This window comes from Pseudomonas sp. GW822-FHT02D10 (genome assembly GCF_058802345.1).
In genome coordinates this window covers 162,974-175,004 of the sequence record NZ_JBXAOB010000011.1, presented here as the reverse complement: position 1 = coordinate 175,004, position 12,031 = coordinate 162,974, and the positions used below count along the sequence as shown (strand labels likewise).

Sequence of the window (12,031 nt, the reverse complement as noted above, 5' to 3'; positions counted from 1 at the left end):
GCCGAAAACTGCATAACTCTTTGTTTACCAAGGAGTTTTCCGTTTCGACTGCGCCGGAAGTGGGGCGAATTATAGACAGATATAATTCGCCGTCAACCCCTAATTTCAGCTTTACTCAGATTTAAGCGTAATACGCGCAAATGCCTTCTTTCCGGCCTGGCAAACATGGGTCGCGCCCAGCGCATATATAAAGGCGCGATCAACCACCTCACCATCTATACGCACACCACCCGAACCAAGAAGATCGCGCGCGACCGCCGCGTTCTTCACCAGCCCTGCTTTATTAAGCACAGCTGCAATCGGCATATCCTCAGTAGCAGTCAGCTCGATCTCTGGCAGATCATCCGGCAACTCGCCTTCCTTCATACGGTTACCCGCAGCACGGTGAGCGTTCGCCGCAGCCTCCTCACCATGGAAGCGCGCAACAATCTCTTCAGCCAGCTTGATCTTGACATCCCGCGGATTGGCGCCAGCCTCGACATCAGCGCGCAACGCATCGATCTCATCCATGGAGCGGAAACTGAGCAATTCGAAGTAGCGCCACATCAGCACATCAGGAATCGAAACCAGCTTGCCGTACATGACGCCCGGCGCCTCCTGAATACCGACGTAGTTGCCCAACGACTTGGACATCTTCTTCACGCCATCCAACCCTTCGAGCAATGGCATGGTCAGAATGCACTGAGCCTCCTGACCATAACTGCGCTGCAGCTCACGCCCCATCAGCAGATTGAACTTCTGATCAGTACCGCCCAACTCGACATCCGCGCGCAATGCTACCGAGTCATACCCCTGAACCAGCGGATACAGGAACTCGTGAATAGCGATCGGCTGATTGGTCGAATAGCGCTTATTGAAGTCATCGCGCTCAAGCATACGCGCCACGGTGTATTGCGAAGTGAGGCGAATGAAGTCCGCAGGCCCCATCTGATCCATCCAGGTGGAGTTGAAAGCCACTTCGGTTTTCGCCGGATCAAGAATTTTGAACACCTGAGTTTTATAGGTCTCGGCATTCTCGATAACCTGCTCACGCGTCAACGGAGGACGGGTAACACTCTTGCCGCTCGGATCACCGATCATCCCGGTGAAGTCACCTATAAGGAAGATCACCTGGTGGCCCAGATCCTGAAACTGGCGCAGCTTATTAATAAGCACCGTGTGACCCAGGTGCAAATCCGGCGCAGTCGGATCGAAGCCAGCCTTGATACGCAGCGGCTGGCCGCGCTTGAGCTTCTCGATCAGCTCGGACTCGACCAACAGTTCTTCCGCACCACGTTTAATCAGCGCTAGCTGCTCTTCAACCGACTTCATAACAGACCCGCAAGGCTCAGATTCAAAGGGAACCAACCATACAAGATCGCGCACCAAATACAAGTTTTGCCCGGCGCACGGACGCCAATCCGCGTACAGAGCATTCGCGACTTGCTTAAGAGATGATTTGGTTATATTTTATACAGTTATTTCATCTTCATCATGTCATTCATCTTTTCCAATTCATCTTTTCCAAAGTCAAATTACCTATGACCACAGAACCGTCTAAAGCGCCGCCGCTTTATCCGAAGACCCACCTGCTCGCGGCAAGTGGCATCGCTGCCCTCCTCAGCCTGGCGCTCCTGGTATTCCCTTCCAGTGACGTTGAAGCCAAAAAGACAACCCTGAGCCTTGAACTGGAAAGCCCTGCTGAACAACTGACACAAGATCAAGACGCTGCTGACACCGCTCAAGCCACAAACGAGCCGGTCGAATCTCCATTCGCCCAGATCGAAAACAGTACCGACGATACCAAGGAAACGGCTAAAGCAGCCCCGGCACCGGTCGTTGAAGAGAAGAAAGCGCCTGGCCACCGGGAGGTAATCGTTGCCAAGGGCGACACCCTCTCCACACTGTTCGAAAAAGTCGGGCTCCCGGCCGCTTCGGTGCACGATATATTGGCCAGCGACAAACAAGCCAAGCAGTTTACCCAGCTTAAACACGGTCAGAAGCTCGAGTTCGAACTGGGCCACGACGGCCAGTTGACCAACCTGCACAGCAAGATCAGCGACGTTGAAAGCATCAGCCTGAGCAAAAACGCCAAGGGCTATACCTTTAACCGCATTACAGCCAAGCCAACCGTACGCTCCGCCTATGTTCACGGCGTGATCAACAGCTCGCTTTCGCAATCCGCAGCGCGTGCCGGCCTGTCCCACAGCCTCACCATGGACATGGCCAGTGTGTTTGGCTACGACGTCGACTTCGCCCAGGATATTCGTCAGGGTGACGAGTTCGATGTGGTCTACGAACAGAAAGTCGTCAACGGCAAAGCTGTCGGCAATGGCCCCATCCTTTCCGCCCGTTTCACCAACCGTGGCAAGACTTACACCGCCGTACGTTACACCAACAAACAAGGCAACAGCAGCTACTACACGGCCGACGGTAACAGCATGCGCAAGGCGTTCATTCGTACGCCAGTGGACTTCGCCCGTATTAGCTCGCGCTTCTCCATGGGCCGCAAGCATCCAATTCTGAACAAAATTCGCGCGCACAAAGGCGTCGACTACGCAGCGCCTCGCGGCACGCCAATCAAGGCTGCTGGTGACGGTAAAGTGCTGCTGGCCGGGCGCCGCGGCGGTTACGGCAATACCGTGATCATTCAACACGGCAACACCTACCGCACGCTGTACGGCCACATGCAGGGCTTCGCCAAAGGAGTCAAGACTGGCGGCAACGTCAAGCAGGGTCAGGTGATCGGTTATATCGGCACCACCGGCCTCTCCACCGGTCCGCACTTGCATTACGAGTTCCAGGTCAACGGCGTTCACGTCGACCCGCTGGGCCAGAAGCTGCCGATGGCCGATCCGATCGCCAAGGCCGAGCGCGCGCGCTTCCTGCAACAAAGCCAACCGCTGATGGCGCGCATGGAACAAGAGAAAGCCACCCTGCTGGCTTCGAGAAAACGCTAAGCCATGGCGCTCTATATAGGTGTGATGTCCGGTACCAGCCTTGATGGCCTGGACATTGCGCTGATCGAGCACGCGGCGGCGATCAAGCTGATCGCCACGCACTACATTCCCATGCCCGAATCCTTGCGCGCCGAGCTACTCGGCTTGTGCGCCAGCGGACCGGACGAGATCGCCCGCAGTGCCATCGCCCAGCAAAACTGGGTGAAACTGGCCGCCCAGGGCATCAGTACCCTGCTCGCAGATCAACAGCTGAAACCGGACGATGTGCGGGCTATCGGCAGCCACGGCCAGACCATCCGCCACGAGCCTGCACGCGGTTTTACCGTGCAAATCGGCAACCCCGCCCTGCTGACCGAGCTGACTGGAATCACCGTCGTCAGTGACTTCCGTAGCCGCGACGTGGCTGCTGGCGGGCAAGGCGCGCCGCTGGTTCCAGCGTTTCATGAAGCCTTGTTTGAAGAGCGCAGCGGCAATCGTGCGGTCCTGAACGTCGGCGGTTTCAGCAATCTCAGCCTGATCGAGACCGGCAAGCCCGTCTCGGGCTTTGACTGTGGCCCAGGCAATGTCCTGCTGGACGCCTGGATTCACCAGCAACGCGGTGAAACCTTCGACCGTGACGGCCAGTGGGCTGCAAGCGGCACCGTAGAACCCGTTCTGCTGAAAGCGTTGCTCAGCGATCCGTTCTTCCTGACCAAGGGCCCCAAAAGCACCGGCCGCGAAGTGTTCAACCTGCAATGGCTAACACAACATCTGGCGCGCCTGCCTGCATTTGCAGCGCAAGATGTGCAAGCCACGTTGCTCGAGCTCACGGCGTTGACCATCGTCGAGTCGCTGCAAGCCGCACAAGCCGATTCGCAAGAGCTGCTGGTCTGTGGCGGTGGCGCCCATAACGCAACGCTGATGGCACGGCTCGCCAGCCTGCTACCAAACACCAAGGTCAGCAGTACCGCGGCTTACGGCGTAGACCCTGATTGGGTCGAAGCCATGGCCTTCGCCTGGCTGGCCCATTGCTGCCTCGAAAACATCCCGGCCAATCGTCCAAGCGTCACCGGGGCTCGCGGCTTACGCGTCCTAGGCGCCATCTATCCCGCCTGAACACCAGGCAGCAAAACGCCGCAGGGCCGTGAAGCCATGCGGCGCTTAGTGATGCTGTGAGGTGCGATCAGATCGAGAAGGACGAGCCGCAACCACAGGTCGTGGTGGCATTCGGGTTCTTGATCACAAACCGCGAACCCTCCAGACCTTCCTGATAATCCACCTCGGCACCTGCCAGGTACTGGAAGCTCATCGGATCGACGACCAGGCTCACGCCTTCGCGCTCGACGATGGTGTCGTCATCGGCCACTTCTTCATCGAACGTGAAGCCGTATTGAAACCCTGAACAACCGCCGCCCGTAACGAATACGCGCAGCTTCAAGCGATCATTACCCTCTTCATCGACCAGGCTCTTCACCTTGTGCGCGGCACCGTGGGTGAATTGCAAAGCCGTGGGGGTGAAGGATTCGACGCTCATGCTGACTATCTCCCGGCGTTACGCCGCCATAATGCGTGATGACGCGCATTATCCGCTTCTCCCAGAAAATCGGTCAACTATTGTTACGGTATATCAATCAACACAATTGTCAGCCCGGAATACAAAAAGGCCCGTTAAAAGGGCCTTTTTGCTGAGCAGGATAAAACCTTACGGCAGCATGCCTGCATGGGACAGGCCCAAGCGCTCGTCCAGACCAAACAGGATGTTCAGGTTCTGCACCGCCTGACCCGACGCACCTTTGACCAGGTTGTCGATCACCGACAGCACCACCACCAGATCGCCGTCCTGTGGGCGATGAACCGCAATACGGCAGACGTTGGCGCCACGCACGCTACGGGTTTCCGGATGGCTGCCAGCCGGCATGACATCGACGAACGGTTCGTTGGCATAGCGCTTTTCAAACAGCGCCTGCAAGTCTACAGAGCGGTCAACCACGGTTGCATAGAGCGTGGAGTGAATGCCGCGAATCATCGGCGTCAGGTGCGGAACGAAGGTCAGGCCAACGTCCTTGCCGGCAGCGCGACGCAGCCCCTGGCGAATCTCAGGCAAGTGGCGATGCCCTTTGACGGCATAGGCCTTCATGCTCTCGGACGTTTCGGAATACAGCGAACCGACACTGGCGCCACGGCCAGCACCGCTGACACCCGACTTGCAGTCAGCGATCAGGCGCGAAGTATCCGCGAGACCTGCTTCGAGCAATGGCAGGAAACCCAGTTGCGTGGCGGTTGGGTAGCAACCCGGAACCGCGATCAGGCGCGCTTGCTTGATCTGCTCGCGATTGACTTCCGGCAAGCCGTAGACCGCCTCCTTCAGCAGTTCTGGAGCACCGTGCGGCTGGTTGTACCACTTGGCCCACTCATCAGCGTCCTGCAGACGGAAGTCCGCCGACAGGTCGATGACCCTGGTCCCGGCCGCCAGCAGTTCACCCGCCAATGCATGCGCTACACCGTGCGGAGTGGCGAAGAACACCACGTCACAGGCACCGAGGGTTTTGATGTCCGGAACGCTGAACGCCAGGCCGTCGTAGTGACCTCGCAGGTTCGGGTACATGTCGGCAACAGCCAGGCCTGCCTCGGATCGGGAAGTGATCACTACCACTTCAGCTTGCGGATGCTGTGCCAACAGACGCAGCAATTCGACACCGGTATAACCCGTGCCGCCGACGATACCGACCTTGACCATAAACCTGCCCTCAACGAACCCACTGGAAAGCCGTCGATAATAGGGCGCGCACCGCCCTGCGACAACCGTCAAGGTGACGTACGGAGGCCCGAGCCTCTACTATTCGGGCTACCGTGAACCTGGGAATAACCAAAAATGCTTTATCTGTGGCTCAAAGCGCTTCACATCATCAGCATGGTCTGCTGGTTTGCCGGCCTGTTTTACCTGCCGCGCCTGTTCGTTTATCACGCACAGAGTGAAGACAGCATCAGCAAGGAACGCTTCAGCGTCATGGAGCGCAAACTGTACCGCGGGATCATGGGCCCGGCGATGATCGCCACGCTGGCCTTCGGCATCTGGCTGATCAGCCTCAACCCCAGCGCCTACTTCGGCCAGGGTGGCTGGATGCACGCCAAGTTGACTCTGGTAGTGATCCTCATCGGTTACCACCACATGTGCGGCGCGCAGGTAAAACGTTTTGCCCGTGGCGAAAACACCCGCAGCCATGTCTTTTATCGCTGGTTCAATGAAGTACCAGTTCTGATATTGCTGGCTATTGTCATTCTGGTCGTCGTACGGCCGTTCTAATCCTAATTAGTCGCAACTTATCGGGGTACTTCCAATGTCGTTGCCCGCTTTGCTCGAACAACGTTTGCGTTTGCCTGTCGTGGCAGCGCCGATGTTCCTGATTTCCAATCCGCAGCTGGTGCTTGCGTGCTGCCGTAATGGCGTGGTCGGCAGCTTTCCAGCGCTGAACCAGCGTGAAAGCAGCGGCTTCAAAGCCTGGCTGGAGGAGATCGAAGCGGGCCTGGCACTACTGGAGAACCCGGCTCCCTATGCAGTGAACCTGATCGTTCACCACAGCAACCCACGGCTGGAAGCGGATCTGGCGATCTGCATCGAGCATAAAGTGCCGATCGTCATCACCAGCCTTGGTGCGGTGAAGGAGCTGGTCGACGCAGTGCACAGCTACGGCGGCCTGGTATTCCATGACGTGACGACCCGTCGTCATGCGGAAAAAGCCGCCGAGGCTGGGGTCGATGGCTTGATCGCCGTTGCCGCAGGCGCCGGTGGCCACGCCGGGACCTGGAGCCCGTTTTCGCTGATTGCCGAGATTCGTCAATTCTTCGACAAAACCCTGCTGCTGGCCGGCTGCCTGAACCACGGCCATGAGATTCTCGCTGCGCAACTGCTCGGTGCGGATCTGGCCTACTTCGGCACACGCTTTATCGGCACCACCGAAAGCCATGCACCTGAAGCGTATAAGGAGATGCTGCTGACCTCCAGGGCCGCCGACATTGTCCACACACCAGCGGTGTCTGGCGTTCCGGCAAGCTTCATGCGCCAAAGCCTGATCAACGCCGGTTTTGACGTAGACGCGTTGCAAGGCAAGGGTGAAGTCAACTTCGGCTCCAAGCTCAAACCCTTGAGCGATGAAGCCAAAGCCTGGAAAACCGTCTGGTCCGCCGGCCAGGGCGTGGGCAAAATCGACGACCTGCCGAGCGTCGATCAACTGGTCGCACGGCTGGACGCCGAATACCGCAAGGCGCAAGAACTCGCAGCCCAACTGCCCAAACGCTGGCCGCGATAACGCACAAGGTTTGGCCAGCCGATTCCGGCTGGCTTAAACTACAGAGCACCGACCAAAGACTCGCGACAAGGATGCCCGGCATGAGCGAAAGCCGTTTCAAGATCGTCTTCGACGGAGCCCTGCTTCCGGGTGTCGACACCACCACTGCGAAACTCAATCTCGCCCAGCTGTTCAAAAGCGACGTCTCGGCCATCGAACGCCTGTTCAGCGGAAAGCCTGTCGCGCTTAAGCGCGACCTGTCCCACGCAGACGCTCAGACTTACCTGAATGCCCTGTCGAAAACCGGCATCGATGCACGCATCGAAGCCGAACCGTCGATCGAGCTCAATCTGACCGACGTTCACGAATCAACGCCTCCCCCTTACACGCCCTCCACACTCGGCGACAACGAATCACCTTATAGCCCTCCTCGCGCACCCGTTGGCGAAGCCCTGCCAGAGTTTTCCGAACTCAAGGTGTTCGGTGTGCAGGGGCGTATCGGCCGCCTGCGTTATCTCGCCTGGTCATTGGTAGCGCTGCTGATCATTGGTGCTATCGCTGGCATTTTTGGACTCAGCCTGTTGGCCGGCAATCAAATGGTGCTGAGCGCAATTGTTTGTGTCGTCGCGTTCGTGGCGTACCTCTACATAAACATCACCATCAGCGTGCAACGGCTGCACGATCTTGGCTGGTCCGGCTGGCTGTGGTTTCTGAACCTGGTGCCCTTTATCGGTAGCCTGTTTCCGATCGCGTTGGCAGCGCTGCCAGGAAACATCGGCCCGAATCGCTATGGCGCGCCGCAGCCACCTAACAGCACGGCCGTTAAAGTCCTTTGCGGGCTGTGGCTGGTGGTGATCGCAGTGGTCGTGGTCGGTGCGCTTGCCGGTGGCCTCAGTACTATTACCGAAGAATACGAAAGCACCTCGACCAGCCGTTATGAAAGCAGTGAGTCGGCTGACGCGATTGAAGCAGACGATGCGGCGAAAGCAGCTCAGCCCCCTGTAGACTATGAGAAACAATAAACGCGCTCGGTTCCTGTGACATCTCTGTCCACAGGCCGCGAGCCGTTGCGATGGAGAACTGCATGACCCGTTACGCTCTGATCACTGGCGCTTCCAGCGGCATCGGCCTGGCCATGGCCGAAGCGCTGGCGCGACGTGGCCGCAGCCTGATTCTGGTGGCCCGCCAACGTGATCAGTTGGAAAGCATCGCAATCGAACTGACCCAGCGTTTTGGCGTCGAGGTACTGTTCCGCGCCTGCGATCTGGGCGAACCGCTGCGCCTGTCCGGCTTTCTGCTGGAACTCGAAGAGGGTGACCGCGAGATCGACCTGCTGGTCAATTGCGCCGGCATCGGCACCTGCGGCCCGTTTCTGGCTCAGGACTGGATGACCGAACAAGACTTGATCGAAGTGAATATCCTGGCCCTGACTCGCCTGTGCCACGCCATTGGCAACAGCATGGCTTTGCAGGGCGGCGGACAGATTTTGAACGTCGCATCGATGGCGGCCTTCAATCCAGGCCCGTGGATGAGTACCTACTACGCCAGCAAAGCGTATGTACTGCACTTCTCCGAAGGTTTGCGGGTAGAGCTGAAAAAATGCGCGGTCAAGGTTTCGGTCCTTTGCCCCGGCCCGACACGCACGGCGTTTTTCCGCACCGCACAACTGGACGCCGACAAACTGGCCAACAGCAAACTGCTGATGAGCCCCGAGGAAGTGGCCCTTTACACGGTGCGTGCGCTGGAGAAGAACCGCGCGATCATTATTCCCGGGCGCCGCAATCGCTGGCTCGCACTCTTGCCGCGCTTCGGCTCGCGCTGGCTGACCCGAACCATCGTGGGCATGGTCAACAAGGCGTATTGCCCGCGCTGAGCGCTCAACCACGTAAAAGTCTGGGCTCGGGACTGCTCCCTTCAGTACACTCAGCCCGGACCAACACAATGGAGAAACAGCTGTGGATACTCTGTTCACCAAGATCATCAACAGAGAAATACCTGCCAGGATCATTTACGAGGATGACCAGGTCCTGGCCTTCCACGACATCGCCCCGCAGGCACCGGTGCATTTTCTGGTAGTCCCGAAAAAACCGGTACGCACCCTCAACGACCTCACCGAGGACGACAAGGCACTGGCCGGACACATTCTGTTCACCGCCCAACGCCTGGCGCTGGAACTGGGCTGCGAAGAAGGCTTTCGCGTGGTCATGAACTGCAATGAATTGGGTGGGCAGACCGTCTACCACATTCATATGCACGTGCTGGGTCAGCGTCAGATGCACTGGCCGCCGGGCTGATTGCCAGATAGCTAAAAGATCGCAGCCTTCGGCGGCTCCTACGGACGGATGAAGTGTAGGAGCTGCCGAAGGCTGCGATCTTTTGCTTTAGGTGCAAACAACCGACATGACCCAGCGCAAACCTTCCCCGGCCGATTGCGGTAAACTGGCCGCCGAGATTCCTCCCGGAGGTCAGCATGACTACCCAACGTCACTACTCGCCGATTGACCGTCTTCTGCTGCAAGCCGACACCGCGATGCGTACTTTACTGCCCTTCAGTGGCCAGCCTTATCGCCCGTCGCCGGCCATCGTGCAGCCAGAGGCGAAAATGAGCGACGAAGACACCCGCCACGTCGCCGGCCTGATGCGCATCAACCATACCGGTGAAGTCTGTGCCCAGGCGCTGTACCAGGGCCAGGCACTGACCGCCAAGCTTGCGCAAGTGCGGGAGGCCATGGAACATGCGGCCGAAGAAGAGATCGATCACCTGGTCTGGTGCGAACAGCGCATCCGCCAACTGGGCAGCCACACCAGCATTCTCAATCCGCTGTTCTACGGCATGTCGTTCGGTATTGGCGCTGTCGCCGGGTTGATCAGCGACAAAGTCAGCCTCGGTTTCGTTGCCGCAACCGAGGATCAGGTGTGCAAACACTTGAACGAACACCTTGAGCAACTGCCGGCCGAAGACGAAAAGTCCCGGGCCATTCTCAAGCAGATGCGCATCGACGAAGAGCAGCACGCCGAAAGCGCGCTGGACGCTGGAGGTTTTCGCTTCCCGGCGCCGGTGAAATTCGGCATGAGCCTGATGGCCAAGGTCATGACCAAGAGTACTTACCGGATCTGACGGTTACGTCGTTCGATAGGGCCTCTTCGCGAGCAAGCTCGCTCCCACAAGGGTTCTGCGACAGCAATAAAAAAGGCGACTACCGCAAAGTAGTCGCCTTTTTTGTACTCGAAAATCTTAGCTCGACATGTTGCGAGCGTAGAAGATCTCAAGCATTTCGTGTTTCACGCGCTCAGTAACCTGAGTGCGTTGTTCCGTCGACAGATTGCTGGTGGCGTCACCGAACAGGTAGTTATCCAGTTCGAAGTTCTTCAGCAGCATTTTGGTGTGGAACAGGTTTTCCTGGAGCACGTTCACGTCGGTCATCTGGTAAGCGTCGCAAGTGTCGTCGGAGAGGTAGTTCTGGATCGAGTTGATCTCGTGGTCGATGAAGTGCTTTTTGCCTTCAACGTCACGGGTGAAACCGCGCACGCGATAATCCACGGTGACGATATCCGAATCGAACTGGTGAATCAGAAAGTTGAGCGCCTTAAGCGGTGAAATGACTCCGCACGTCGACACGTCAATGTCCACACGGAACGTCGCGATACCATCCACCGGATGGATTTCCGGGTAGGTATGCACCGTGATGTGGCTCTTGTCGAGGTGGGCCAGGATGATTTCGGGTATCGGCCCCGGAGATTCTTCGATCTGACTGTCGGTCGGCGTCACCGGCTCTTCAGAGATCAGAATCGTCACGCTGGCGCCCTGGGGTTCATAGTCCTGACTGGCGATGTTCAGGATGTTGGCACCAATGATATCGACAACTTCTGTGAGGATCTGCGTCAGGCGCTTGGCGTTGTACTCTTTATTGATGTACTCAACGTAAGCCTGCTGGTCTTGCGGGGTTTCCGCGTAGCAGATGTCATAGATATTGAAGCTCAAGGTCTTTGTCAGGTTATTGAACCCATGGAGCTTGAGTTTGCTTTTCACCGTTTAAGAACTCTCTATGTATGCGGCCGGGCCGCGTGATCCAGCATGCCCGTCAAATGCGAACAACGCACCTGCGTAGGACGGTTAACACCTCTTCGCGATGGCGATTTTGGTTGTCTGTTCGGGTGGGCGATCTGTCGGCTGACCGATCACTGCCCTGAAAAAAGTGGCGCATTATGCAGACCTGGGCCAGTGATCGCCAGAGTCTGCACTGCATTTATGATAGTTGAATGTCGATTCAACCGAGTTCGATGATTTCGTAGTCGTGAGTGATGGCCACACCGGCCGCACCGAGCATGATCGACGCAGAGCAATACTTCTCCGCCGAGAGCTCAATGGCCCGCTTGACCTGGGCTTCTTTCAGCGCCCGGCCCTTGACCACAAAGTGCATGTGAATTTTGGTGAAGACCTTGGGATCTTCGGTCGCACGCTCGGCTTCGAGGAACGCCTCGCAGCTTTCCACGGCCTGCCGGGACTTCTTCAGAATGCTGACCACGTCGAAATTGCTGCAACCGCCCACGCCGAGCAGGAGCATTTCCATCGGCCGTACACCCAGGTTCCGACCGCCGGCATCAGGCGGACCGTCCATGACCACCACGTGACCGCTGCCGGATTCACCGAGGAACATGGCTTCGCCAGCCCATTGGATGCGTGCCTTCATCGCCAAGACTCCACTGTTAAAAAAGGGTCGCCAGCTTAGCACAGGGCTTTCGATTGACAGTGGCTGGCAACAGCGCAAGCAACACACTTACAGCATTGATAAATTCTCGAATAACGACGGAATGTGTCTGCTAAGC

Annotated in this window: 13 protein-coding genes; 8 read left to right on the top strand and 5 right to left on the bottom strand. The window is 57.7% G+C overall.

The annotated features are described in order from the left end of the window. Positions 1–111: 111 nt before the first annotated feature. The gene (tyrS, locus tag AC1RPZ_RS18895; protein WP_493138462.1) at positions 112–1,311 is read right to left on the bottom strand and encodes a tyrosine--tRNA ligase; all 1,200 of its coding nucleotides are present in this window, start codon (positions 1,309–1,311) and stop codon (positions 112–114) included. A 209-nt stretch (positions 1,312–1,520) separates the two neighbouring features. Here tyrS and AC1RPZ_RS18890 point away from each other — a divergent pair, with 209 nt between their 5' ends. Further along, complete coding sequence (locus AC1RPZ_RS18890) at positions 1,521–2,939, top strand: peptidoglycan DD-metalloendopeptidase family protein (protein WP_493138461.1); 1,419 nt, start codon at positions 1,521–1,523, stop codon at positions 2,937–2,939. A 3-nt stretch (positions 2,940–2,942) separates the two neighbouring features. Continuing rightward, positions 2,943–4,034 carry an anhydro-N-acetylmuramic acid kinase gene (locus AC1RPZ_RS18885; protein ID WP_493138460.1) on the top strand — a complete coding sequence of 364 codons (1,092 nt, stop codon included), beginning with the start codon at positions 2,943–2,945 and terminating at the stop codon, positions 4,032–4,034. A 67-nt stretch (positions 4,035–4,101) separates the two neighbouring features. Here AC1RPZ_RS18885 and erpA read toward each other — a convergent pair whose 3' ends face one another. After that, complete coding sequence (gene erpA, locus AC1RPZ_RS18880) at positions 4,102–4,452, bottom strand: iron-sulfur cluster insertion protein ErpA (RefSeq protein ID WP_007906865.1); 351 nt, start codon at positions 4,450–4,452, stop codon at positions 4,102–4,104. A gap of 168 nt (positions 4,453–4,620) precedes the next feature. Continuing rightward, positions 4,621–5,655 carry an N-acetyl-gamma-glutamyl-phosphate reductase gene (argC, locus tag AC1RPZ_RS18875; RefSeq protein WP_493138459.1) on the bottom strand — a complete coding sequence of 345 codons (1,035 nt, stop codon included), beginning with the start codon at positions 5,653–5,655 and terminating at the stop codon, positions 4,621–4,623. A gap of 135 nt (positions 5,656–5,790) precedes the next feature. On the opposite strand from argC, the gene hemJ reads away from it, so the two are divergent. The 6 genes from hemJ to coq7 all read left to right on the top strand — a co-directional run bounded on the left by hemJ (position 5,791) and on the right by coq7 (position 10,322). After that, complete coding sequence (hemJ, locus tag AC1RPZ_RS18870) at positions 5,791–6,222, top strand: protoporphyrinogen oxidase HemJ (protein ID WP_493138458.1); 432 nt, start codon at positions 5,791–5,793, stop codon at positions 6,220–6,222. A 34-nt stretch (positions 6,223–6,256) separates the two neighbouring features. After that, positions 6,257–7,225: an NAD(P)H-dependent flavin oxidoreductase gene (locus AC1RPZ_RS18865; protein WP_493138457.1), complete on the top strand. Its 969-nt coding sequence runs from the start codon at positions 6,257–6,259 to the stop codon at positions 7,223–7,225. An 80-nt stretch (positions 7,226–7,305) separates the two neighbouring features. Then, on the top strand, positions 7,306–8,226 hold the full coding sequence (locus AC1RPZ_RS18860) for a DUF805 domain-containing protein (RefSeq protein ID WP_493138456.1): 921 nt from the start codon (positions 7,306–7,308) through the stop codon (positions 8,224–8,226). A 62-nt stretch (positions 8,227–8,288) separates the two neighbouring features. Beyond that, a complete protein-coding gene (locus AC1RPZ_RS18855; protein WP_493138455.1) occupies positions 8,289–9,077 on the top strand; it encodes an SDR family NAD(P)-dependent oxidoreductase in 789 nt (262 codons plus the stop codon). A gap of 82 nt (positions 9,078–9,159) precedes the next feature. Then, the gene (locus tag AC1RPZ_RS18850; protein WP_454187960.1) at positions 9,160–9,498 is read left to right on the top strand and encodes a histidine triad nucleotide-binding protein; all 339 of its coding nucleotides are present in this window, start codon (positions 9,160–9,162) and stop codon (positions 9,496–9,498) included. Between the two features lie 176 nt (positions 9,499–9,674). Next, positions 9,675–10,322, top strand: a complete 648-nt coding sequence (gene coq7 / locus AC1RPZ_RS18845; RefSeq protein WP_493138454.1) for a 2-polyprenyl-3-methyl-6-methoxy-1,4-benzoquinone monooxygenase — start codon at positions 9,675–9,677, stop codon at positions 10,320–10,322. Between the two features lie 117 nt (positions 10,323–10,439). On the opposite strand, the gene speD is transcribed toward coq7, so the two are convergent. After that, the gene (gene speD, locus AC1RPZ_RS18840; protein WP_493138453.1) at positions 10,440–11,234 is read right to left on the bottom strand and encodes an adenosylmethionine decarboxylase; all 795 of its coding nucleotides are present in this window, start codon (positions 11,232–11,234) and stop codon (positions 10,440–10,442) included. A 238-nt stretch (positions 11,235–11,472) separates the two neighbouring features. Beyond that, the gene (locus AC1RPZ_RS18835; protein ID WP_017138086.1) at positions 11,473–11,895 is read right to left on the bottom strand and encodes an OsmC family protein; all 423 of its coding nucleotides are present in this window, start codon (positions 11,893–11,895) and stop codon (positions 11,473–11,475) included. Positions 11,896–12,031: the final 136 nt, after the last annotated feature.